Raw genomic sequence first — 23,722 nt, forward strand, 5'->3', positions numbered from 1 at the left:
CGCATTCTTCGGCAAGGAGCCCTGATGAAGGTCCGCATCGACGCCGCACGCTGCGAAGGCCGCGGCTACTGCTCACGGTTTGCGCCCGCGCTCTTCGAGACGGACGACGACGGCTACCCGCGCATCCTGGTCACGGACGATCTGGACGACGAGCAGCTCGCCGACGCCCGCACGGCCGTGTCCGCGTGCCCGGAGCAGGCGATCAGCCTGCACGACTGAGCGGCCCGGCGCGCCTTCCACCGGCCCCGGTCATCCCGGCGGAACGCGAACTGCGGGGGCGCGGCCCACGAGGCGGCGCAAGACAACGGCGGAGGGAGACCCTCTCCGCCGTTGCCGCGTTTCGGCACGGCCCCCGCCCGCGCGACTCCCGGAGTCTGCGGCGGCAGTCGGCCGGAAAGGCCCTGTGCTCACCCAGGGCCGCCGACGGGAGATTCAGTCCGGTTCAGTCCGCTGCCGACGCCGGCAGGCGCCTCGCCTTGCCGTCCTTGCCCACGCGGGCGCCGAGTCCGCGCAGGACGTAACTCGTCGTGGCGTCGATCGCGTGTTCCAGGCGGTCCGCGGTCAGGTCGGCGGTACTGCGTCCGGCGATGGTCGCGGTCACCAGCGGGACCAACAGATCGACGTCTTCCGCGGCCAGGTAGCGCTGTTCGACGCCGGCACGGATGATGGCGCGCAGCCGATCCGCCAGCGGGGCGATGTGCTCGGCCATCCTCCGTTCACCGTCCTCGCTCAGTACGCCCGCCACGGAACCGGCACCGATATGCCGGGTGGCGAGGTGGTCGAGCTGGATGCGGATGAACACCCGCAGTCGGTCGATCGGCGTCGACACGGTGTCGAGTTCGGCGTCCAGGCGTTCCAGATAGCTCGCGGTCTCGTGCGCCGTGAAGGCGATGAGCAGCGATTCCTTGTCGGGGTAGTAGTTGTACATCGCGGTTCGCGCCAGGCCGGCCGTCGTCGCGATGTCGGCGAGCGTCATCGCGTCGTAGCCGCGTTCTCCCAAGAGTCGCGTCATCGCCGCGAAGATCCGGGCGTTGGTCCGGCCGCGGTGTTCTTCGAGCGAAGCCCCGGAGATTCTCGGCACCGTCGGAATGCCTCCCTGGGAACGGCCGAGCAGCCCGGCACGGCCGGGCTGCTCGGGTGGAAACCGCGGGCGGTGCCGCCGTTTAGCGCTCTTCGGCGGGCCTGGGCTCGACGCCCAGCGCAGCACACGCATCGTAATACATTCGGGTCACCTCGACCCGAATCTGCGGACGTTCGGTGATCGGCGTGCTCCACGGCACACGCACGGTTTCTTCGGTGCCGTCGACCACGGCTCTGAACGCGATCCCGATGCCGTCCAACGTGAGGGTCTCGGCCGCGGTGGCGCTCGGGCGGCCGCCGAGGGCCTGGACGATCAGCAGCGCGTCCTCGGGGTGGTCGAGGTTCATGTGGTCGACGACCGCCCCGATGATCTGCGCGCTGAACGGATTGTCGGCGGCGGACGCGGCCGCTTCGACGCGGGTTTCGTTGATGAGGGTGCGCATCTCGACCTTGCCGTCGCGGATCCACTGCCACGTGCGGGTGCGGTGCCGGCCGTCGTCGGAGAGGACGATCAGCTCGAACAGCCGCAGGTCTTCGCCTTCGGCCTTGTAGATCCAGGTCAGGTAGATGGTGTTCTCGTCGAGTCCCCAGGTGATGCCCTTCATGCGGTCGGTGTCGAAGTGCATGCGGCCGTAGCCGTCGTAGGTGCCGGGGAACCGGTGGACCTCGGTACGGCCGTCGGGCCAGGTGTAGGTGTTCGTCTGGTGGTACTGGTACTCGCCATCCGCGGGGAAAGCGCAGGTCAGGTGTGACCGGTGCTGGTCGACGACCTTGCCTTCCGGGTCGACGTACGTGTACGTGCCTTCCCAGTCGCCCTCGTGCTTGGCGAGCAGGGGCATGCCTTCGCGGATTCCCATGGTTCTCCTTGGTGGAATGTGCGGCTATGCCGTCGGGCGTTCACGGCGTGTTCCACCACGGGTCGCGGCCCGTGGTGGAGTTGTCGATCAGGGTTTGGCTCCGGACGAAGCGCCGGAGCGACGCGTCGCCCATGCGCGAACCGCCGAGGCCGCTGTAGCGGAACGAGTGCTTTTCGCCTTCGTGGACGAGCGCGGTCAGGGCGGCGTCGTTGATGCTGACCGCGCCGACGTCGAGGCGGCGGGCGACCGCGCGGGCGGCGGCCGGGTCAGGGCCGAAGACCGCGCCGGACAGGCCGTAGTCGGAGTCGTTGGCCAGCGCCACGGCCTCGTCTTCGGTGCCGAACGGCATCACGGGCATGAGCGGGCCGAACGTCTCCTCCCGCATCACGGTCATGGTGTGGTCGACGGCGGTGAGCACGGTGGGGCGGATCCAGTGGCCGCCGCCGTGCCGTTCGATGCGGCCGCCCGTGGCGACGACCGCGCCTTTCGCCCGGGCGTCGGCGAGTTGGGCGGCGATGACGGCGGCCTGGTCCGGGTCGATGAGCGGGCCGATCGCGCCGTCGGAGGGCTCGGGGTAGGCGAGGTTCACCTGTTCGGCCTTGGCCGTCAGCAGGCCGACCAGCTCGTCGTGAACGGACGCGTGCACGTAGATGCGTTCGATGGACAGGCACGATTGGCCCGCGTTGGCGCACGCGCCCCACAGCAGTGCCGAGCCGGCGCGGTCGAGGTCGGCACCGGGCAGGACGATCGCCGGGTCTTTGCCGCCGAGTTCGAGGAACGCGGGGATGAAGCGGCGCTGCGCCGCGGCGCCGACGATGCGGCCGGTCGGGACGCTGCCGGTGAAGCACACCAGGTCGACCAGGCCGACGAGCGCGGCACCGGTCGGCGCACCGCCTTCGACGACCGCCAACACCTTGGCGATGTCCGGGACTTCCGCAATGACGCGGCGCAGCGGCGCGATGAACCGCGGGGTGACCTCGCTCGGCTTCACCACGACGGCGCATCCCGCGGCGAGCGCCGGGATCGCGTCGATGAGGCCGAGCAGGAGCGGGAAGTTCCACGGCGTGATGACGCCGACGAGCGGGTAGGCCCGCGGCGCCGTCTCCAGGGTGATGCCGGGCAGGACCGACGAAGGACGCGGTGCGGTTGTCAGAAGCGGCTCGGCGGCGTCGGCCCACCGCCGGGCCATGGCGGCGACCTGGCCGGCCTCCATGCGGGATTCGTAGGCGCGGCCGGTGTCCCGGACGAGCGCGTCGAGGAGGGTGTCGGCGTGCTTGTCCAAGGCGTCCGCCAAGGCCCGCAGCGCGGTGGCGCGGCCGCGCGGCCCGCGGGCTTCCCAGGCAGGCTGGGCGGCCCGCGCGTCTGCGGCGATCCGGGCGAGTTCGTCGCGGCTCGGGGGCGTGAGGCGGCGTTCGATCCGGCCCGTGCGTGGATCGTGCACGCCGATGTCGTTCACGCCGGGTCTCCGGTGGCGAAGCGGACGGCGCGGGCGATGTTCTCGCGGTGGCGGGCCGCGAAGAACGCGCGTTCGGGGGCGGCGCCCTTGAGGCCGTTTGGCTCGTCGACGGGATGACTCGCGTACTCCCCTGCCCACAGCGTGGATTTGACGCGGGCGGGGAGGTTGCTCATGGCGGGGCGGCTGCGTTCGCGGCGCAGTGCCGCGAGGTCGATCTCGGCGGCCGCGACGAGGGATTCGCCCGAGTCGGCCCGGGCGAGGGACCGTCCGAAGTGGTCGACGATCTCGGAGTGCCCGTTGGTGGAGTCGCCGGACAGCGGGATGCCGGTGATTCCGGCGCTGTTGGCGGAGACCACGGCGGCGAGGTTCTCCGCCGCGCGGCAGCGGCGCGCGTATTCCTTGATCGTGGGGTCGGGGCTGCTGGCTTCGCTCGTCGCGTGGACGAAGATCTCGGCACCGCGGAATGCCAGGGCGCGGAACAGTTCCGGGTACAGGATTTCCTCGCTGGCCGCGGCGGCGAGGTTGCCGATGTCGGTGCGGGCGACGGGCAGGACGGCGTCGAGGCCGTAGTGGTCGAGGTAGGAGTCCCAGACGTCGTACGGGCTGGGGGTGTACATCGAGTGCAGCCGCCGGTAGCGGAGCACGGTGTCGCCGGTGGGGCCGAAGACGACGCCGGCCTGGAAGTACAGCCCGGGATAGTGCCGGTCGGTCTCGTAGGCGTTCACGGCCAGGTGGATGCGGTGCCGCTGGGCGGCGGCGGCCAGCAGGTCGTACTCGGGGCCGTCCGGAGCGAGTGCGGCTTTGGCGGCCCAGCCTTCGATGGTGTCGCCCATGGGAAAACCGGTGAGCGCGTACTCGGGCAGGACGACGAGGCGGGTGTCGTCGCCGTGCCAGGAGACGGCGGCGGCGATTTGCGGGGTGATCCGGTCGATGGCGGCCGTGATCGCTTCGCGGGCTTCGGTCTCGCCGAGGCCGTTGACCGCGCGGGTCGCGGTCTGGAGTGCGACGGCGCGGAAGGCCGTGGCCGGTGGTGCGGGGTGGGCTGACGGCGGCTGGGTCATCGCCGGACCTCCGGTTCGTGTCGGCGGGAGCGGGGGCAACTGGTCACGAGGGGACCGCGGTGGGGTGGTCGCGCGGCGACGTCTCGGGGGTGGTGCACACGAGCTTCATGACGTCGGCGAAGTCGCCGTTGGGTTCGGCCATTCCGGCGAACGCGTCGACGAGCCGTCCGGTGTGTTCGGCGGACAGCATCCGTGCCGCGTTGAGGCGGAACTTGTGCAGGACGTCGGCGCGCGACAGCGGGCTGCCGGGTCCGCCGCGCGACGAGTCCACCCGGTGTTCGAGCGCGGCGCCCGAGTGCGTGGTGACGCGGAGTACGGCCGCGAACGCGGTGGGGAACAGGCGTGTCGCGCGTTCGTCGGCGACCACGTCGATCCGTTCGGCGAGTGCCCGAAGCCGCGGGTCGGCGGCCTTGTCGTCGGTGAAGTCGTCGAGGTGCAGGCCGAGTCCGCCGCCGCCGAGCAGGGCGCGGGCGACGGTGTAGGGGCCGCTGAACTTCGCGTGGTAGCCGCTCTCAGGCCGAACTTTGTGGGCGCGGGGTTCACCGATGGTCCGCAGCACCGGTGCGGCCACGCCGAGTTCGGCGTGCTCGACGTCGGCCGCGGTCAGTCCCGCGGCGCGCAGCGCGAGGGCGCAGTCGATTCCGGGGTGGGTGAAGTGGTTGCTGGGATAGGGCTTGTACACCGTGCGGAGCAGTTCCCACCGGTCCCCGAGCCCGTAGAGGAGGGCGTCGGCGTCGTAGGCGCCGTCCAGGTAGGCGTTGAAGAAGCCGAACCTTCCTTCGAGGACGGTGGGCGGCCCGGTGACTCCGGCGGCGGCCAGGGCGGCGGCGGTCACGCCGCTGTGCGCCGCCCATCCGCAGTGGATGCGTTTGACGCTGCCACCGGTGCGGTTCGCCTCGATGAGGCCCGCCCCCATGCTGGCGGCGATGCCGAGTGCCGACGCCAGGGCGGGGGCGTCCAGGCCGTGCAGCAGGCCGGCCGCGGTCGCGGCGCCGAGCGTGCCGCAGATCGACGTGGCGTGCAGGCCCTTCTCGAAGAACACCGAGTTGCCCAGGTCCGGCAGGTAGGACGCCATCCCGAGCCGGTTGGCCACCTCTATTCCGGCAGCTGTCGCGGCCAGCAGTTCGCGGGTTCCGGCGCCTGCGGCTTCGGCGGCCGCAAGGGCGGCCGGGACGACGTTGGCGGACGGGTGCAGGACGCTGGGCAGGTGGGTGTCGTCGAAGTCGAGCAGGTGGGCGAAGGTGCCGTTCGCGAGTGCGGCGCTCGGCGCCGGCAGCCGTTCGCCGCTGCCGATGACGCCGGCTTCCGGGGTTCCGCCCCAGCCCGTCACCATGCGCAGGACCGCGGCGTCGGGGGCGTTCCCACCGGCGGACTCGGCTCGGCCGGCGAGGCAGTTGCCGACCGTGTCGAGGATGCGGTGCACGACGTCGTCGGCGACGTCGTCGGGCAGCGGGCGTTCCCGGCAGGCGACGGCGAACTCCGCCAGTGTCTGCACCTGCGTGCGTGCGTCCGTCATCGGTCCGTCACCACCGCGAGGGGGCGGGCGGGCGCGCCGGTGGCGCCGACGATGTTCAGGGGTGCGAGCACGAGGATCAATTCGGTGACGCCGGCGTCGAGCAGTTCGGTGAGCCGCATCGTTTCGACGATGTTGATGCCGTGGTCGACCAGGAACATCCGGTGGACCGGCAGGAGCGCGTGGCCGGCGCCGGGCTTGATCTGCTCGAACGCGATGGTCTCGCCGCCGGCCAGGCGCACCCCCGCTCGGACGAGCCAGGTGGCGGCGCTCTCGTCGGGTCCCGGAACGCCGTCGCGTGCTCCCACGAAGTCGTCGTGGCGGTCCCACAGCCGGGACCAGCCGCTGCCGACGAGGACGGCGTCGCCGGACCGCACGGTGGTGCCGGTCGCCTTCTCCGCTTCGGCCAGGTCTTCGGCGGTGATGCCGTAGCCGGGCGGCAGAGTCTCGACACCGTGCAGGCGCGCGACGTCGAGGAGGACGCAGCGCCCGACATAGGGTGTGAAGCCGTCGATCCCCAGCCTCGCGAATCCTTCGTGGGACATGACGGAGAACGCGTCGACGTCGCCGTGCAGACGCCCTCGGTGGCTGACGTGCGCGAGCGCGTCGACGTGGGTGCCGACGTGCCCGCCGGTGACGATCACCTCGTTGGCGGCGGACGACCCGTCATCGCGGATGTAGTCCCCGTGTCTGCGGACCAGGGACATCTGGAACGGCGGGTGGTTCGGCGACTGCGGCATTCCGCGACGCATCGGCTGCGCCAGATCGAACACGCGAGCGTTGTCGAGCGCGGACCAATCGAACGTCATGCGGATTCCCCCGTGATCACGCCGGCGTCGGCGAGGCGGCCCAGTTCCTCGGCGCGGAGTCCCAGACGGGAACTCAGCACGCGGAAGGTGTCGGCGCCGCGCGGTCTCCCGGTCCAGGCGATGCGACCGGGGCTTGCGGAAAGCCGGTAGAGCAGGTTCTGCATGCGCACCGGTCCGAGCACCGGGTCTTCGACGGTGGTCACCGTGTCCAGGGCGCGGTACTGCGGGTCTGCGAAGACGTCGGCGATGTCGTAGATGGGCGCGGCCGCGGCTTCGGCGGCCTCGAACGCCTTGACGACGTCGGCGAGATCGCGGTCGGCGATCCACGCACCTACATAGGCGTCCAACTCGTCCGCGTGCGCGGCGCGGTCGACGCCCGCGGCGAACCAGGGTTCGTCGATGACTTCCGGGTGCCCCACGAGCCGCATGACGCGTTCCGCGATGCTCTGCGCGGAGGTGGAGATGGCGACCCACTTGCCGTCCCGGCACCGGTAGGTGTTGCGCGGCGCGTTGTTCACGGACCGGTTGCCGGTCCGCTGCTGGACGACGCCCAACTGGTCGTAGACGATCGGCTGCGGGCCGAGGACCGCGAGGATCGGCTCGATGATGGCCAGGTCCACGACTTGGCCGCGGCCGCTGCGGGTGTCGCGTTCGTACAGCGCGGTCATCACGGCCTGCGCGGCGGTGAGTGCGGCAATACCGTCGGCGAGGCCGAACGGCGGGAGGGTCGGGGGGCCTTCGGGTTCGCCGGTGATGGCGGCGAACCCGCTCATGGACTCGGCGAGGGTGCCGAAGCCGGGGCGGCGCGCGTACGGCCCGAACTGGCCGAAGCCGGTGACGCGGGCAATCACCAGGCGCGGGTTGGCTTCGTGCAGGCGGTCCGGTCCGAGGCCCCATCGTTCCAGCGTCCCGGGGCGGAAGTTCTCGATCAGCACGTCCGCGTCCCGGATCAGGCGCAGCAGGATCTCGGCGCCTTCGGGCCTGTTGAGCGCGAGGCCGACGGCGTGCTTGTTGCGGCCGAGCATGGTCCACCACAGGCCGACGCCGTCCTTGCTGGGGCCGTGGTCGCGGACGGGGTCGCCGCGCGTGGGGTGTTCGATTTTGACGACATCGGCGCCGTAGTCACCCAGGATCGTCGCCGCCATGGGTCCGGCGAACAGTGTTGCGATGTCCAGAACGGTCACCCCGGCGAGGGGAGGGTCGCGGCGCCGGTCGGCCGGCTGCGCATCGGTCGTCATGAAGGGGCTTCTCCGTCCATGTCCCTTGGCTGGCCTCATCGGCGGCCCTATTGTCATCATAGCCAGAGCATTCCATCCAGCGAAACGCTGTCTCAGTTTTGCGTCATCTCGCTCGTGCGGACGGAGAACCGACACCCATGGCCCTCTACGAACTCGCGGTCAAGAACGGCACGATCATGCTGCCGGGCGGCAGCACCATGCGCGCGGACCTCGCGGTCCGCGACGGCAAAGTCGCCTCGATCGCCGCGGACATCCCGGCCGCGGAGGCCGACGACGTCCTCGACGCCCGCGGCAAGGCAGTGCTGCCCGGCGCCGTCGACGCGCACTTCCACCTCGGCATCTACCGGGACCTAGCCGTCGACGCATACGAGGAAACCCGCTCGTCGCTGGTCGGTGGCGCGACCACGGTCGTGTCGTACTTCCGGACCGGCGCGCACTACCTCAACAAGACCGGGCCCTACCTCGACCTCTTCCCCGAGGTACTCGCCGCCGTCGACGGCAAGGCGTGGACGGACTACGGCTTCCACCTGGCGCCCATGACGGTCGCCCAGATCGAGGAGATCCCCGCGCTCGTGCGCGACCACGGGGTGACCTCGTTCAAGTACTACATGTTCTACAAGGGCTTCGACCTGGCGTCGAACAGCCGCGACGCGCGGGCGTTCACGATGGGCGACGAATACGACCTGGGGCATCTCTTCCTGCTCATGGAGAAGATCTCCGAAGCCCAGGCCGAGCACCCGCATCTGCGGCTTTCACTGTCACTTCACTGCGAACAGAGCGAACTGATGAGGGTGTTCATCGACCGGGTGAAGGCCGCCGGGGACGCGCAGACGCTCAAGGCGTACCACGAAGGCCGTCCGCCGCTGACGGAGCGGGTGGCCATCGGCGAGGCGACCACGATTGCCTCGCACACCGGCACGAACATCAACCTGCTGCACCTGTCGAGCGCGGACGCGGCCGCCGCGGCGGTCCAGGCCCGCCGCGCCTACCCGCACATCGACATGCGCTTCGAGACGACCCTGCACCACCTGTGCCTCGACCACGACACCCTCGACGCCCGCGGCGGACTGGGTGGCAAGGTCAACCCGCCGATCCGCACCTCCGCCGACAACGAGGCGCTCTGGGAACGCTTCGCCGCCGGCGAACTCGACTGGGTGGCCTCCGACCACGCCTGCTGCATGGAGGAACTGAAGGGGGATCAGGTCTGGCCCGCCACACCGGGGTTCGGCGGAACAGCCCTGCTCTACCCGGTCCTGATCTCGGAAGGGCACGTCAAGCGCGGCATACCGCTGGCGCGCATCGTCGAAGCCGTGTCCACCAACCCGGCGCGCGCCTACAACCTCACGTCCAAGGGCAATCTGCTGCCCGGCTACGACGCCGACCTGACGGTCGTCGACCTGGACAAGACGCAGACCGTGACCACGGAACTGTGCCGCTCAGGCCAGGACCACTGCCCTTTCGAAGACGTCGAGCTGACCGGCTGGCCGATCCACACCGTGGTCGGCGGCAAGGTCCGGTTCCGCGACGGCGAGGTCGTCGGTGAACCGAGCGGAGCCTATCTGCACCGCGGCTGACCGGGCCGGGCGGGCACGGCCGACCGCCGTCGGCCGCGCCCGCCCGGCGCCGGCTCACTCTTCCGCGATCAGCCGCTCGCGCAGCTCCCGCTTGAGGACCTTGCCGCCCGCGTTCCGCGGGAGCCGTTCCACCACGGAGAGTTGGCGCGGGATCTTGTAGCCGGCGAGGGTCGGCCGCAGGAACTCCGCCAGCGTGTCCCGGTCGACGTCGGTGTCCGTGGCTAGCACGACGACGGCGACCACCCGCTCTCCCCACTTTTCGTCGGGCAGCCCTACCACGGCCACGTCGTCGACGGCCGGATGCGCCAGCGCGGCTTCTTCCACCTCGCGCGGATAGACGTTGACGCCGCCGGTGATGATGACGTCCTTCTTGCGGTCGACCAGGTAGACGTAGCCCTCGTCGTCCCGGATCGCGATGTCCCCGCACGTGACGAACCCGTCGTCGGTCGTACAGGCATCCGTCGCCGGCTCGTCGTCGAGATAGCCGTTCATCAGGTATGGCGAGCGGCTGAACAGTTCGCCGGGCTCCCCCGGCGCGGCCTGCGCGCCGGCCGCGTTCACGACGCGCACCTCGGTGTGGAACCACGGATGGCCCACCGACCCGGTCTTGCGCCGCGCGTCGGCCGGTCGCAGGTTCGCGATGATGCCGGATTCCGTCGAGCCGTACAGCTCGTGCACGCCCACGCCGGGGAACGTGTCGAGCACCCAGGCTTTGAGGGGACCGGGCAGCGCCGCGGCGTTGAAGAACACGGTATCGAGGCTGGACAGGTCGTATGCGGCGATGCCCTCGGTGCCGAGCGCGCGGAGCGTGTGCGCGTGTGTCGGCACCAGGAACATGGATTGGATGCGGTCGCGCTCGACGGCGGCCAGGCAGGCTTCCGGGTTCCAGCCGCGGAGCATGGACACGGTCCCGCCGGTATGCACCGGGGCATAGCCGAACGCGAACCCGGCCCCGTGGTACATCGGCGCGACCGCAAGCGAGCGCCGTCCCACGCCGAGGTTCCATTCCAGGGCGCTCATATGGAACGTCAGCGAGCGGGACCGGTGGGAGATCACGACCCCCTTGGGGTTTCCGGTTGTTCCGGACGTGTAGGCGATGCAGAACGGGTCCTGCTCGGCCAGGGGGTGCGCCGGGTCGGTGTCGGACGCCGCGGCCAGCGCGTCCTCGTACGGCTCGCCGTTCCGCGCGCCGTCGATGCACACCTTCGTGCGGAACCCGGACAGCGCACCGGCCACCGCCGATGCCGCCGCGTCGTCCGCGACGAGTCCGATGCTGCCGGAATGCTCCACGATGTACCGGACTTCGGCCTCGGTGAGCCGCGGATTCAACGGCACCATGACCATGCCGGCCTTGGCGACCCCCGCCGCGATCTCGCAGTACTCCAGCCGGTTGCCCAGCAGGACCGCTATGCGCGCGCCGGGCGTCAGCCCGGCGTCCGAAAGCGCGTTCGCGACCTGGTTCGACCTCCGGTCGAGATCGCGGTAACTGAGCACGTGGTCGCCGTCGACGACCGCGGGCATGTCCGGCTGCGCCGCGGCGAAGCCGCGCACGCCGTCGACGATGGTCAGGGGCGCGCCCCCGAAAGTGATGCCCACTCTTGTCCTCCCACAGGATGCTGGCCTAACGTCGTGACCCACAAGATTGGAACAACGTCCCGTCTATCGAAACATTATCCACCGAACGAGGGATGCCAATGCGACCCCATGTGGAGACAATCCAAGAAAAGGACTACATCTGGCACGCCGCCGAGTTGGTCGGCGGTGAGGGCCGGGCGAGCGAGCGTCGGCTCTCCGTCGACGAGGAGGATGGATCGTCGTCCATCCGCATCGACTTCCACACCGCCTGGGGCCGCGGCCCCGGCATCCACCACGCGGACACGGAGTACTACGTCCTCGACGGGGAGATGCACTACGGCGACCGGGTCATCGGCAAGGGCGGCTACGTGCACGCCCCCAAGGGAGTCCCTGCCGAGGCGATTCGCTTCTCCGAAGGCGCCAGGATTCTGCACTACCGCGAGTACGGCGACGCCGGATTCGACGCCGTCGACTCGACGGCCGCGCCGCGCTGGGAAGGCGCTCGCGAAGACATCACGGTGCACGACAGCGCGGCCATGGACTGGCTCGCCGTGCCGAACGCGGGTCCCATGCCGGGGCTGTTCGTGAAGTACCTGCACATCGACCCGGTCAGCGGGTTCTACACGCGGCTGGTGTACGCGCAGGAGGGGTGGGCGGACCACCGGCTGGCGCACCACCCGTGCTACGAGGAGGCGTACACGACCGAGGGGAAGATGTCGTACAACTTCGGCGACTTGGACCCCGGCACCTACTTCTTCCGCCCGGCGCGCGTCAAGCACGGCCACTTCGTCGCGATGGAAGGCGGCACGACGTGGCTCATGCGCTCCGACGGCGAACTGGAGAACTGGTACACCCAGAACGAATGGGTCCGCTGGGGAGGCGACGCGGTCAACTACTCGCCGGAGGGAGGGCGGATGACGTGGTCGTACTCGTCGCACGACATGGCCGGCGGGCAGAGCTGGCGCTCCGACGAGGACCTCCGTGTCCTGCACACCGCGCTGAACTTCCAGAAGGAGCAAGGCGCCCCGGACAGCGACTACGTACAGCACGGCACGGGTCCCGACCGCAGCCTGGTGGCGATGGCAAAGGCCTACGACCTGGCGCGCCTCGGCCAAGGCCACGGCGACCACGACCACGACCACGGGGACGGCGGCGAGGCGCACAGCCACGCGCACGACCGGCCCCACACGCACGACGCGCTCGGCTGGCCCGCGCCGAACACGCTGGAGCAGCCCGACGAACGCACCGACGAGCACCGCCACAATTGGGGTGCCGGCCGGCCTTGGAAGCGGGGCGTGGACAAGCCCCTGCCGCCGATCATCTCGACGCTGCCGGTCCGCAGCCGCTCGCTCGGACGCTGGGACGGCGACGGCATGTGACAACGGTCTCGGCGGAGTCGGGGGCCGCGCGGTAGGCCGGCCGCGCTCGGGAAAGCACTTGCCCGCCGCCCGCGTCGCGCCGGGCCCGCAGGCCCCGGCGCGGCGCACCCGTGCCCCGGCGCCCCCAGCTCGGGCATGCCGCCGACGTCCGGCAACGCCTCGCCGGTGTTCCGCTCCCCGAAACAACGGTAACGAATCTCCCGCGATCCCACGGGCCCCGTTGACCGCCGAATTTCGCGGAACCTAAGCTGCCGCACACTCGGCCCAATGCGTTTCGCAGGAAGGAACGCAGTTTCTTTCCATGGGTTCGTTGTGGACCTGTTCATGGATCTGTACCACAGGTCTGCTCTCGCCCCGATGACGTCCGGCCGAGGTGTCCCCACTATCCCGACATCCGGAGGTTCCCGTGCAATCCGCAATATCCGTTGTTCGGCGCGGAGGAGCAATCCTCGCCTGCACCGCGGCGTCGCTGGGGCTCGCCGTCGTCGCCGCACCATCTGCCGCGGCCGCGGGAACGATCTCCGTTGCGCCGGCCACCGGGCTCACCGGGGGGCAGGAAGTCACCGTAACCGCCTCCGGTTTCAGTGCGGGTGACACCCTGATCTTCGCCCAGTGCGCCGCAGGAGCCACCGGGCAGGAAGGCTGCGCCGCGGGCGGCGCGGTGACCAAGAAGGCCGACGCAAACGGCGGAGCAACCGCCACCCTGAAGATCGTGATAGGCACCGTCGGCACAAAGGGCGGCGTCTGCGACGCGGGTCACCCCTGCGAGGTCGCCGTCACGGACCTCAGCACCATCGGCCAGGCCGGCGGCCCGACGGTGGTCACGAAGTCGATCACCTTCGCGGGCGGTGGCGGCACCACCCCGAGCAAGCCCGCCTCGTCGTCGGGCACCACGTCCGGCTCCGCTCCGTCCAAGTCCGCGTCCCCGGCGCCCGGCAGCGAGCTCGCGCACACCGGTGGCGACGGCGGCAAGACGGTGCTCATCGCCGCGGTAAGCGGCGCCCTGGTGCTGTTCGGCGGCATCGTCATGCTCGCCGTCCGCCGCCGCGGCGCCCGCGCCGCACACTGACGGCCCTCGGGCGGTGCAGGGCCGGCCGGCCGACGCGGACCGCGTCGGCCGGCGTTCCGCCCGCAAACGCGTCGGTCCCAGCTGAGGGTTCCTCCTCGGCGGGGACCGACGCATTGTCCGTCCACTTCCACAGGAGGAACGCATTCAGACCCTTCGGCGAAGATCCGCACGTGCACCAGGCCGCCGCACCGGGCGCGCAGGCCGTCTGGCCCTTTCCGCCTCCATCGCACTGACGGCCGCTTGCATGGAATCCGGCGGCCCGGCAAGCGGCTCGGCCCTACCGCGGCGGGGTGGCACCGTCACTGTTCTCCTCCGCGGCGAATCCTTGAGCCTGGACCCGTTTGCGGCGGGCTACGCGAATGCGGCGGACGGCAGCAGGCTCTCGGCTCTGTACGACACTCTCGTCTGGACCGACTCCGCGACCGGCACCGTGCAAGGTCAACTGGCGGAAAGCCTTGTCCCGGTCGACCGCACAAGCCAGACATGGTCGCTGAAACTGCGGCCCGATCTCACCTTCAGCAACGGCGAGCCGTTCGACGCCGAGGCGGTCCGCATCAACTGGGAACGCCATGCCCAGACGCAAGTGCACTCGCCGCAGCGCGCAGCGGCCGTCGGCCTCCAAATCACCACCGTGAGCCCGCGCGAACTGCGCATCCGGCTTCCGGCACCGAACGCCAATTTCGACCGGACCGTAGCCCGTCATCTGACGTTCATCGCCGCGCCCAGCGCGATTCGGGCCGGGACACTCGCCGATCAACCGGTCGGCGCCGGGCCCTTCATCCTCCGGGCCGGCGGCTGGGTCAAGAATCAGGCGATGACGCTCGACCGCAACCCGTCGTACTGGCAACCCGGTCGGCCGTTCCTGGACCACGTCGTCTTCAAGACGGAGCCGGAGCGCGAGGCCACGGTCGAGACGATTGCCAAGGGACACGCGGACATGACCGTCACCATCGATCCTTTGGCAGTCCGACTTGCCGCGGCAAAGTCCCTGGACGTCAGCGAACTGGACTTGTCGGGCGGCCAGATGCTCAGTTTCAACACGGCGGTAGGCCCGTTCTCGGACCCTGATGCCCGGAGGGCGCTGGTCCTTTCGCTCAGCGCGGCAGCGCTCAACAGCAGTGCGTTCGAGGGAGCAGGCACGCCCGCACACGGCATCTTCAGCGCGACCACGCCACTGGCCAACAACCAGCTTGCCGCTGCCGAGAACGATCCGGGCAGAGCCGCGGCGTTGTGGGCGAAGGTCACAGAGAACGGCGCGAAGCCCTTCACGGCGACCTTGCTGGCCCCCGAGCACCCCAGCAGCCACCGGCTGGCCGAATACGTCACCGCCCAGCTCGCCCGGTATCCCTTCGTCAGTGTGCGTGCCGACATTGTGGACCTGCCGACGTTCATTCGGCGCACCACGATGGAACGCAAGTTCGATGTCCGAGTCGGCCAGTTGTGGATCGACGACCCCGAACCGGCCCTCTACAACTACCTGTACGGCACGGGCCCCGCCAACTGCTGCTTCTACAACAACCCGGAGGTGAACGCCGCCCTCGACGAGGGACGCCGCTCAACGGACACTGTCGCGCGCCGGGAGGCGTACACGAAGGTCCAAATGGCACTCGACGCGGACGTGCCGCTCTGGGTCTACCAGGAAGCCGTCGCGGCGGCTGTTTGCGCGCACAAGGTCGTCGGCGTGCAGCTTTTCAACGACGGCATCGTCCTCATGGACCGCCTGGGACTGCGCGGCTGACCGGCGCCGCCGAGCCGCCCGGCGCTGAGCGTGACGACCGGGGCGGCGATGGCTGCGGTCGTTAATCGCGGCTTCGCCTGCCGGGTCCCACGCGATGCCGGTTCAGCGGGTATTCCTGGAGGCGCCTCATGCCGTCGCGGTGGCCGCGGGCGTCTCTCCCCCGCGGCCCAGGTAGACGGCGCTCCACCGGTCGTCGCGGGCCAGTTCGTGTGCGCTGCCGTGCAAGGCCAGACGGCCGCGGTTCAGCACGTACCCGCGGTCGGCATGCGCGAGGGCGACGCGGGTCTGCTGTTCGACGAGCAGAATTCCCAAGCCCCGCTCGCGGCGCAGCCTCGCCAGGTAGCCGAACACCTCGACGACCCGCCGCGGGTCCAGGCCCAGTGTGGGTTCGTCCAGCATCAGCAGTCGCGGCCGGCTCATCAGGGCGCGGGCCACCGCAAGCGCCTGCGCTTCGCCGCCCGACAGGACCGCGGCCGACTGGGCGCGGCGCTCGGCGAGGCGGGGGAAAAGGTCGTAGACGTCGGCGAGTCCGCGCCTGACGCCGCTCCGGTCCCGCCGGTGCGCGAACGCGCCCAGGGTGAGGTTCTCCTCGACGGTGAGGTCGGGGAAGATCCGGCGGCCCTCCGGCACATGTGCGAGTCCCGCGGCCGAGCGGCGCGACGGCGCGGCGCGCGTGATGTCCGCCCCGCCGAAGGCCACCCGGCCCGCCCCGGTGCGGACCAGGCCCGAGACGGCCCGCAGCACGGTGCTCTTTCCGGCGCCGTTCGCGCCGAGCAGGGCGACGAACTCTCCCGGCGCGACGGTCAACGACACGTGCGAACAAGCGGTCACCGCACCGTAGGCGACCGTGAGGGCACGGACGTCGAGCAGGTTCGTCGCGGCGTGCGTCGCGGGCTCGGCCGGGTCGTCGGCCGATTCCGGTGCGCGTCGGGTCTTCCGGATCACGGCGCCTCCGCGGGTTCCGTCGGTTCTCGGGCTTCGGTCGCCCTGGTCGCTTCCCTGGCTTCCCTGGCTTGTCGGGGTTCCGCCGATACCGCGGCTTGGGAGTCGGCCGCGCCGAGGTAGGCGGCGAGGACGGCAGGGTCGGCCCGGACCTCCTCCGGGGTGCCCTCCGCGATGACCCGGCCGGCGTCCAGAACGGTGACGACGTCGCACACGTCCATCACGAACGCGACGTTGTGCTCAACGAGCAGCAGCGCCAACCCGCGGTCCCGGAGGGCACGTAGCAGGCCGCCGAGCGCCTCGACCTCGGCATCGGTCAGTCCGGTCGCCGGTTCGTCCAGGATCAGGACGCGAGGGCGCGCGGCGACCGCGCGGACGACCTCCAGCAAGCGCTTCTGGCCATGCGACAGCGCATCCGCCGACCACTCCTCGCGGCCCGCAAGGCCCGCGAACGCCAGGAGTTCGCCGGCCTCCGCGCGCTGCGTGCGGTCCTCGTCGCGGAATCCGGGCGTGCGCAGCAGCGCGGTGAGCCAGGTCTGCCTCTCGCGGCCGCGCATGCCGGTGAGTACGTTGTCCAGCACGGAGACGTCCTCGAACAGGTGCGGTACCTGGAATACCCGGGTCACCCCGCGGCGGCCGACCGCGGCCGGGCCGGACGGCGCGGGCTGTCCGTCGACGAACACTTGGCCGGCGTCCGGCCGGTGGAAGCGCGTCAGGCAGTCGATCAAGGTGGATTTCCCTGACCCGTTGGGACCGATGAGTGCGTGGATGCGGCCTGCGGCAACGGTGATGCCGACTTCGTCCAGCGCGACGACGTTCCCGAAGCTCTTGTGCAGCCCGGCGGCCCGCAGCGCGGGGACACCCGGTTCGGCCGAGGCCGCGGCCGCGCGGATGCTCTCCGGCACAGCGGCGCGCGGCACGGAGTCGGGCGGTGGCGCGGTCACCCGGCGGCCCAAGGGGGTCGCGCGCCAGGTGCCGACGATCCCGCGCGGCATGACGATCATCGCGATCAGCAGGACGACCCCGAGGACCAGTGTCCGGTAGTGCCCCTGGTCACGTGTGTAGTAGTCGATGGCCGTGGCCGTCGCGACCCCGAGGACGGGCCCGGTGAGCGTGCCTATGCCGCCGATCATGAGCCCGACGAACAGGACGAGCCCGTTGTCCAACGCGCCGGTACCGGGGCTCACATAGGTGTTGGCCGAGGCGTACAGGCCGCCGGCGAGTCCGGCCAGCGCCCCGGACAGGGTGAAGATCCGCAGCTTGGCGGTCCACGGGCGGATGCCGAGGGCGGCCGCTGTCTCCGGCGATTCGCGTACCGCCATAGCCGCCCGGCCGGTGCCGCTGCGCACCAGGTTGCGCTGCACGACGCAGGCGAGTGCGAGCACGCCGAGTGCCAGATAATAGAAGGCGTCGGTGGACATGGCCGACGGTGCGGGGATGTCGGTCAGTCCGTTGACGCCGCCGGTGACCGGATCCCAGCTTTGCGCGGCCTCGATGAGCAGCAAGTCGGCCGCAAGCGTGATCATGCCGAAGTACAGGGTGGCTGCCCGGGAACTCGCCAGGACCACGACGGCCGCCACCGCGGCCGCCGCGGCGGCCGACAGCGGGATGCCGAGCCACGGGCTCCACCCGGCTTTGACCGCGGCCGAGCCGGTGGCGTAGGCGCCCACGGCCAGGAGTCCGGTGTGCATCATGGACATCAGTCCGCCGTAGCCCATGCTCAGGTTGAGCGAGACGACCAGCGTGGCGCTGACCGCCGCAGCGGTGAACAGCTTGACGTAGTAGGTCGATTGCCACGAGTAGAAGGCGATGATGTCCGGCCACGCGAGCAGGAGCGCGATGCCCGCGGCGGCGAGAACACCGGTGGCGTACGGGCGTATCCGGTACCAGTTCGCCAAGGCCGCGGCGTTGGTGCGGATTCCGAGGCGGCGACGAGTTGTCGAATGCTCGGCCATCAGTGGCTCCTCGTCCGCGTGCCCATGAGGCCGGTGGGGAATGCGATGAGCAGAATGCCGAGAACGCCGTAGACGAGCACGCCCCCGATCGACGCGTCGACGTCCGCGGCGACGAAGGAATCGAGCAGGCCGACGACGAGGCCGCCGGCCAGTGCCCCACGCGGCGATCCGACCCCGCCGATGACCGCGGCGATGAAGCCCTTGACCGCGAACTGGAGTCCGTCGGCGGGTCCCACGAACAAGGCAGGGGCGGCCAGGAGTCCGGCGAAGGCGGTGATCGCGCAGGACACCGCGAAGCTGAACACGACGACCCCGCGCACCGGGACGGCCATGAGCGCGGCCGTCCCCGGGTCGTAGGCGGTCGCCCGCACGGCACGGCCGAACGCGCTGCGCCGCAGGAACACGTCATAGCCGACGGTCACCGCGACAGCGGCGCCGATCACGACGAGCTTCTGCCACGCGACGCCGCGGATCGCGCCGTCCACCAGCGGTTCGGGGCGCAGCACGGCCCCGGATTCGTTGATGAGGTAGAGGGATTGCAGGATCAGCGCGACCGCCAAAGTGGCGATGATCCACGCGAAGCGCGACCCCGACAACCGGACCGGCAGCATGATGGCGCGTTCCTGGAGGAGTCCCAGCGCGGCGCCCGCGGCTATGGCGATGGCGATCGCCGCGCCCCATCCCCAGCCGCGCACGGAGAGCACTTCGTAGCCCACGACGGCGCCCAGGACCAACGCTTCCCCCTGGGCGAAGTTGACCACGTGGGTGGGCTGGTAGACGATGGCGAGCCCGAGCGCGACCAAGGCGTAGACGGCGCCGGCGAACAGGCCGTCGGTCCACACGGTGAGTCCCACCGCGGGTCACTTCTTGTCGGTCACGTCGGCGGCGTACCAGCCTTGGGCGTCCTTGGTCCACTGGTACAGGCGCACGTCCTCCGGACGGTAAAGCTCGTGGTCGGGGCCCACCGCGATGGTGTTGCCGGACGGCGTCTTGTCCGCGGGCACCTGCAGGACTGCCCAGGCGGTCGCGACCTTTTCGGGGTCGACGCTCTTGGCGTCGTCGGCCGCGCGCGCGTAGGCGAAAACGCAGTCGGCCGCCATTCCGACGCCCTTGGGCGACGTGGCCCCGATGGCGCGCTGGCCGGTGTTGCGCCCGAACCGGTCGACGACGGCGCGGATGTGGTCGCGGTACCCGGGCTGCCAGGTGGACGGGTCGGTGCGGCCGGGGAACGGGTAGTACATGTCGGCGAACACGGCCCCGTCGGCGGCGCCGCCGCCGGCTTCCAGAAAGCCGATGTTCTGGAGTCCGGAACCGGAGACGATCTTCCCCGGGTAGCCCGCCTCGTGGGCGGCGGCAAGGCTCTTGGGGCCGCCGGGCACGTTGCTGGAGATCCACAGCGCGCCGGCGCCCTTGACCGCGTTGATGTGGGCGAGGTGCGACGGGTCGTCGGGGCGGGTGAACTCCGGGCCCTGGTACCGGATGCCGAAGGTCGGGGCGAGGTTCTTCAGGGCCGCGTCCAGCGACTTGCCGGTGTCGTCCTGCTCGTACACGAGCGCGATCGACGTGACGCCTTGCTTCTGCAACCAGGCCAGGTTGGCGCGGGCGTCGGCGGCGTAGGAGTCCTGTGCACGGAACGCGTACTTCTGGTCGGCGAACGAGCCGCCCGCGACGCCGGGCTGGCAGTTGAGCTTCTTCGCGTTCTCGAAGGTCTTCTTCGACGCGTCCCAGAACGCGGTGAGGGACGGGCCTACGACGAGCCGGACCGATGGGTCGGAGGCCAGTTCCTGGGCGGCCTGCACGGCCTTGGCCGGGTCGAGACCGGAGTCGCGGGGTACGAGTTCGAGGCGTGCGCCGCCGACGCCCCCGGCGGCGTTGATCCGGTCGATCTCCACCTGGAGGGAGTTCTGCTGGGACTGCCCCAGGACGGCGAACGGGCCGGTGAGGGGCGCGATGAGGCCGACCTTGACGGTGGCCGTGGCGGCCGCCCAGCCCGCCGCGCCGACGGAGGGCCCGGCCGAGGCGGGCTTGTCCCCCTTGCCGGAGCAGGCGGCGAGCAGTCCAGCGGCAGCCACCGCGGCAATCGCGGCCCGGAGCGGCGGGGGAAGGGGTCTGCTGGTCATGGCACCTCCGCTGGACGTGCGCTGCCGCGTACCGACAGCGGTCATGGCGTTTCGTTTCACGGAACGATGTTCTGCTCGAAGTTAGTAAGGCCGAACTCGCCATGTCAACGCACGTGTTCCATATTGTGAAACCAAGTTCCACCCTCGTACCATGCGATGTCCACCCATTGCCGCGAGACGAGGACTTCCACCGTGATCCATCTCGTGTACCGCATGAAGATGACCGAACGATCGCGCCGCAACCAGAAGGAGTTCTGGGCGTGGCTGGAGGAGCGCGAGCGATGGTTCTACCGCGACCTGCCGATGGTGCGCGAAGTGCGCTGGTACTACAGCGTGATCGGTGACGTGTACGTGCTGGAGAACTGGGCCGCGTTCGACGACGAGGCGGCGTGGGGCGCGTACCGCAAAGCGCTCTCCGGGCTCAAGACCGACACCGGGTGGGAGACCGAGCGGGTCAGCCAGGACGACTGGTGGGAGTTCCTCGACACGCGCATCGTCACCGACCCGCCTGTGCCGGTCGGTTTCGTCCGCGGCGCCGGCGACTGATCCGGCCGCCGTGGCTCCCGGAGGCCGACCCGACGGCGTGGTGGGTGACGAGGAGGCCGGTGGCACGCTCCAAGGCCGACCGGCCGGCGGCGCGGGCCAGACGGTGGCGACCGTCACCCGCGCGGCCGATGTCCTGGCGTACTTCTGCGACGCACGCCGCCGCGATCTCGGCATCACCGAGATCGCGGCGGGTCTGCGCATGTCCAAGGCCAGCGTCCACCGCATTCTGGCGTCGCTGCGCAGCCGCGGCCTCGTCGAGCTGGCGCCGGACACGCACCGCTACTCGCTGGGACCGCTCGCGATGCGGCTCGGACTGGCATACCTCGACGCCCTCGATGTGCGCGCCTTGGCGGCCCCGGAGCTGCGCGGGCTCTCACAGTGCACGGGAGAGACGGCGACGCTGTCGGTGCGTGTCGGCGACGCGCGCGTGTACGTCGACCAGGTCACCCCGGCCCGCGAGGTGATCATGTCGGTCACGTTGGGCGCGCCGATTCCGCTGTACCTGGGAGCGTCCTCGAAGGCGCTGCTCGCCTGGCTTCCGGAGGCGGCGGACGATGCGGCGCTGGCCCGCATCATCCGCCACGGCAAGGCGATCTCCCGTCGGCGACCGGGCAGTTCGGCGGCACCCGGGATGCGGGCGCTCGGCGGCGAACTGGCCGACATCCGGGCGCGCGGGTGGGCGCGGTCCCTCGGGGAGCGGCATCCGGGCGCGGGATCGATCGCGGCGCCGCTGTTCGACCACCAGAACAACGTGGTGGCCGTGTTCAGCATCTGCGGCCCCGAGGAGCGATTCCGGGACCTCGACGACCAAAGTGCGAGGATGCTCGTGGCGGCATGCCGCAGGGTGTCCGCACGGCTCGGGCACGTCCCGTCCTGCGAAGCGGTGGGAATGTTCGGTCCGCGGCCGTGACGGGAACCGCGCCGCCCCGGTGCACGGGCGCCCGGACCGCGCCCGGGCCGCGCCTGGGCTCCCGCGGGACCGACCGAGGCGCCCGCGCACGGCCGGTGTCGTCGGTCAGTCGGTGTCGTCCAGCCCGTAGCCGAACTCGGCGGAGAGCCGCTCCGCGGTCCGCACCACACTGGGCGCGCACTCGGCCAGCCGCTGCCGGAAACGGAATTGCGGTCCGGCCAGGCTCACCACTGCCATTACGCAGCCGTCGTGGTCCAGCACCGGGGCCGCAACGGCCGCCGCTCCCTCCTGCCGCTCGCCGACGGACGTGGCGTAGCCGCGCTTGCGGATCTGACCGATCTCCTTGCGCAAGGCTGCCGGGTTCGTGACCGTGCGGGGTGTGAGCCCCTCCAGTCGGGCCTGACCGAGGTAGGCGTCGACCTCGTCGTCGGACAGGAAGGCCAGGATCGCCTTGGACGATGCGCCGGCATGCAGCGGATACGGCGTGCCGAGCGAGACCTCTATGCGGAGTTCGCTGGCCGGGAGCACCTGGTCGACATAGATCCGGGTGTCCCCGCGCCGCACCGACAGCGTGGCTGTTTCGCCGCACTCCGCGGCCAGGGCGCGAAGCTCCGGCGCGGCGACCATGCGCAGGTCGGTACGGGCCAGGTAGGCGCGCCCCAACGCGACCGCCGCCGGTCCCAGCGCGTAGCGGCGGGTGGTCGGGTCGGCAGTGATCAGGCGGCGGCTGCGCAGCGCGGTGAGGATGCGGTGCACCGCGCCTTTGGTGATGCCGAGTTCCTGGGCGATCTCGGTGACGCCCAGGTCGGGGCGGCCGCTGCGGCCGAACAGCAGCAGGACGTCGATCGCCCGTTCGACGGCGGCGATCGACTTGCCGGTGGTTTCCTCGATCTCGGCGACGGTTCCGGACACTGCGCACTCCTCCTCATGGACGGAGTGCCATCATAGCGAGCGCGGCGGATTTGTTTCGCGCAGTGGAACAGGGGTCAGGTAAGACCCACGCCCGCGAGGTGGCCGACACCGAACGTCACCCCGGCGGCGACGACCGCGAGCACGAGCTGGCGGGCCGCCCCGAACCACATCGGCCGGGCAGTCAACCGGGCAACGACGGCGCCGCTCGCCGCAAGCCCCACGGCCGCCGCGGCCAGTCCGACATACGCGGACTCCACCCCGAGCAGCAGCGGCAGCAAAGGCACGAGCGCGCCGAGGGCGAACGCGGTGAACGAGGCAACGGCGGCCACCAGCGGGGAAGGCAAGTCGTCCGGGTCGACGCCGAGTTCCTCGCGGACGTGAGTCCGCCAGGCGGTCTCGGGCTCGGCCGAGATCTGGCGGGCCACCTGCTCGGCGAGATCCCCACTGACCCCCCGCCCCCGGTACACCTCGGCGAGTTCTTGCACCTCGTCTTCGAACGACGCGGCCAGCTCGGCCTTCTCGATCTCGATCTCGGAACGGATCAGTTCGCCTTGCGACGCCACCGACGTGTACTCGCCTGCCGCCATGGAAAAGGCACCGGCCACCAAGCCCGCGGATCCGGTCAGGACGACCGCGGCGCTGTCGCCTCCGCCCGCCGCGACACCGAGGATGAGCGAGGCGTTGGTCAGCAAACCGTCCATGGCCCCGAAGACCGCGGGCCTCAGCCACCCGCCGGTGACGTCGCGGTGGCCCCGGTGCAGCTCGGCCCTGCGGAGATCCAGCACGTGCTCGGCCATGAGACGAGATCTTCCCTTCGAATCGGCAAGCCAGGCAAGGCATTCCTACGTTCCGTTCAACGGAACAGAGTTTCATTTTCATGGGAAGTCTTGGGCGTAGTCCGACGCCTGTCAAGCGAGCAGGGCCCTCCGACACGGAGTTGCACGGATTCACCCCGCGCATCTTTTCCGAAGAAGTGAAACGGCGTACT

Annotated in this window: 21 protein-coding genes; 7 read left to right on the top strand and 14 right to left on the bottom strand. The window is 70.6% G+C overall.

Features of this window, described 5'->3' with window-relative positions:
- Positions 1 to 24 precede the first annotated feature (24 nt).
- Positions 25 to 219 carry a ferredoxin gene (locus ABEA93_RS33210; protein WP_345679609.1) on the top strand — a complete coding sequence of 65 codons (195 nt, stop codon included), beginning with the start codon at positions 25 to 27 and terminating at the stop codon, positions 217 to 219.
- 223 nt (positions 220 to 442) lie between these two features.
- Here ABEA93_RS33210 and ABEA93_RS33215 read toward each other — a convergent pair whose 3' ends face one another.
- The 7 genes from ABEA93_RS33215 to ABEA93_RS33245 form a co-directional block, all read right to left on the bottom strand.
- Positions 443 to 1,012 (bottom strand): TetR/AcrR family transcriptional regulator, encoded by a 570-nt coding sequence (locus ABEA93_RS33215; protein ID WP_345679610.1) that lies wholly within the window; start codon positions 1,010 to 1,012, stop codon positions 443 to 445.
- Between the two features lie 151 nt (positions 1,013 to 1,163).
- Positions 1,164 to 1,937 carry a DUF3598 family protein gene (locus ABEA93_RS33220; protein WP_345679611.1) on the bottom strand — a complete coding sequence of 258 codons (774 nt, stop codon included), beginning with the start codon at positions 1,935 to 1,937 and terminating at the stop codon, positions 1,164 to 1,166.
- 40 nt (positions 1,938 to 1,977) lie between these two features.
- Entirely contained in the window at positions 1,978 to 3,393 is a 1,416-nt protein-coding gene (locus ABEA93_RS33225) for an aldehyde dehydrogenase family protein (RefSeq protein ID WP_345679612.1), read from the bottom strand.
- A complete protein-coding gene (locus ABEA93_RS33230; RefSeq protein ID WP_345679613.1) occupies positions 3,390 to 4,454 on the bottom strand; it encodes a nitrilase-related carbon-nitrogen hydrolase in 1,065 nt (354 codons plus the stop codon). Before ABEA93_RS33230 ends, ABEA93_RS33225 begins: the two co-directional genes overlap by 4 nt.
- 43 nt (positions 4,455 to 4,497) lie before the next feature.
- Positions 4,498 to 5,970: an MmgE/PrpD family protein gene (locus tag ABEA93_RS33235; RefSeq protein WP_345679614.1), complete on the bottom strand. Its 1,473-nt coding sequence runs from the start codon at positions 5,968 to 5,970 to the stop codon at positions 4,498 to 4,500.
- Positions 5,967 to 6,776: a cyclase family protein gene (locus ABEA93_RS33240; RefSeq protein WP_345679615.1), complete on the bottom strand. Its 810-nt coding sequence runs from the start codon at positions 6,774 to 6,776 to the stop codon at positions 5,967 to 5,969. Before ABEA93_RS33240 ends, ABEA93_RS33235 begins: the two co-directional genes overlap by 4 nt.
- On the bottom strand, positions 6,773 to 8,014 hold the full coding sequence (locus ABEA93_RS33245; RefSeq protein WP_345679616.1) for a CaiB/BaiF CoA transferase family protein: 1,242 nt from the start codon (positions 8,012 to 8,014) through the stop codon (positions 6,773 to 6,775). Before ABEA93_RS33245 ends, ABEA93_RS33240 begins: the two co-directional genes overlap by 4 nt.
- A 137-nt stretch (positions 8,015 to 8,151) precedes the next feature.
- On the opposite strand from ABEA93_RS33245, the gene ABEA93_RS33250 reads away from it, so the two are divergent.
- Entirely contained in the window at positions 8,152 to 9,588 is a 1,437-nt protein-coding gene (locus tag ABEA93_RS33250) for a dihydroorotase (protein ID WP_345679617.1), read from the top strand.
- A 54-nt stretch (positions 9,589 to 9,642) separates the two neighbouring features.
- On the opposite strand, the gene ABEA93_RS33255 is transcribed toward ABEA93_RS33250, so the two are convergent.
- The gene (locus tag ABEA93_RS33255) at positions 9,643 to 11,184 is read right to left on the bottom strand and encodes a class I adenylate-forming enzyme family protein (protein ID WP_345679618.1); all 1,542 of its coding nucleotides are present in this window, start codon (positions 11,182 to 11,184) and stop codon (positions 9,643 to 9,645) included.
- Between the two features lie 110 nt (positions 11,185 to 11,294).
- On the opposite strand from ABEA93_RS33255, the gene ABEA93_RS33260 reads away from it, so the two are divergent.
- The 3 genes from ABEA93_RS33260 to ABEA93_RS33270 all read left to right on the top strand — a co-directional run bounded on the left by ABEA93_RS33260 (position 11,295) and on the right by ABEA93_RS33270 (position 15,349).
- The gene (locus ABEA93_RS33260; protein WP_345679619.1) at positions 11,295 to 12,542 is read left to right on the top strand and encodes a DUF4437 domain-containing protein; all 1,248 of its coding nucleotides are present in this window, start codon (positions 11,295 to 11,297) and stop codon (positions 12,540 to 12,542) included.
- Positions 12,543 to 12,948: 406 nt separating this feature from the next.
- Entirely contained in the window at positions 12,949 to 13,611 is a 663-nt protein-coding gene (locus ABEA93_RS33265) for a neocarzinostatin apoprotein domain-containing protein (RefSeq protein WP_345679620.1), read from the top strand.
- A 325-nt stretch (positions 13,612 to 13,936) separates the two neighbouring features.
- Positions 13,937 to 15,349 carry an ABC transporter substrate-binding protein gene (locus tag ABEA93_RS33270; protein ID WP_345679621.1) on the top strand — a complete coding sequence of 471 codons (1,413 nt, stop codon included), beginning with the start codon at positions 13,937 to 13,939 and terminating at the stop codon, positions 15,347 to 15,349.
- A gap of 126 nt (positions 15,350 to 15,475) precedes the next feature.
- Here the strand turns inward: ABEA93_RS33270 and ABEA93_RS33275 are convergent, their stop codons facing one another.
- Genes ABEA93_RS33275 through ABEA93_RS33290 form a run of 4 tightly spaced genes read right to left on the bottom strand, consistent with a single transcriptional unit; the run spans position 15,476 to position 20,366 of the window.
- Positions 15,476 to 16,294, bottom strand: coding sequence for an ABC transporter ATP-binding protein (locus ABEA93_RS33275; RefSeq protein WP_345679622.1), 819 nt, complete (start codon positions 16,292 to 16,294; stop codon positions 15,476 to 15,478).
- A complete protein-coding gene (locus tag ABEA93_RS33280; protein ID WP_345679623.1) occupies positions 16,291 to 18,246 on the bottom strand; it encodes a branched-chain amino acid ABC transporter ATP-binding protein/permease in 1,956 nt (651 codons plus the stop codon). The genes ABEA93_RS33275 and ABEA93_RS33280 overlap by 4 nt, the downstream gene beginning before the upstream one ends.
- Positions 18,246 to 19,100: a branched-chain amino acid ABC transporter permease gene (locus ABEA93_RS33285; protein WP_345679624.1), complete on the bottom strand. Its 855-nt coding sequence runs from the start codon at positions 19,098 to 19,100 to the stop codon at positions 18,246 to 18,248. The genes ABEA93_RS33280 and ABEA93_RS33285 overlap by 1 nt, the downstream gene beginning before the upstream one ends.
- Before the next feature lie 6 nt (positions 19,101 to 19,106).
- Positions 19,107 to 20,366 carry an ABC transporter substrate-binding protein gene (locus ABEA93_RS33290; protein ID WP_345679625.1) on the bottom strand — a complete coding sequence of 420 codons (1,260 nt, stop codon included), beginning with the start codon at positions 20,364 to 20,366 and terminating at the stop codon, positions 19,107 to 19,109.
- Between the two features lie 192 nt (positions 20,367 to 20,558).
- On the opposite strand from ABEA93_RS33290, the gene ABEA93_RS33295 reads away from it, so the two are divergent.
- Together ABEA93_RS33295 and ABEA93_RS33300 are read left to right on the top strand one after the other, a co-directional pair.
- Complete coding sequence (locus ABEA93_RS33295) at positions 20,559 to 20,912, top strand: hypothetical protein (protein WP_345679626.1); 354 nt, start codon at positions 20,559 to 20,561, stop codon at positions 20,910 to 20,912.
- Positions 20,913 to 20,922: 10 nt separating this feature from the next.
- The gene (locus ABEA93_RS33300; RefSeq protein WP_345679627.1) at positions 20,923 to 21,822 is read left to right on the top strand and encodes an IclR family transcriptional regulator; all 900 of its coding nucleotides are present in this window, start codon (positions 20,923 to 20,925) and stop codon (positions 21,820 to 21,822) included.
- Positions 21,823 to 21,927: 105 nt separating this feature from the next.
- Here ABEA93_RS33300 and ABEA93_RS33305 read toward each other — a convergent pair whose 3' ends face one another.
- Entirely contained in the window at positions 21,928 to 22,734 is an 807-nt protein-coding gene (locus ABEA93_RS33305; RefSeq protein ID WP_345679628.1) for an IclR family transcriptional regulator, read from the bottom strand.
- Between the two features lie 74 nt (positions 22,735 to 22,808).
- Positions 22,809 to 23,531, bottom strand: a complete 723-nt coding sequence (locus tag ABEA93_RS33310; RefSeq protein WP_345679629.1) for a VIT1/CCC1 transporter family protein — start codon at positions 23,529 to 23,531, stop codon at positions 22,809 to 22,811.
- Between the last annotated feature and the right edge of the window lie 191 nt (positions 23,532 to 23,722).

Source organism: Yinghuangia aomiensis (assembly GCF_039542225.1).
GTDB classification, from domain to species: domain Bacteria; phylum Actinomycetota; class Actinomycetes; order Streptomycetales; family Streptomycetaceae; genus Yinghuangia; species Yinghuangia aomiensis.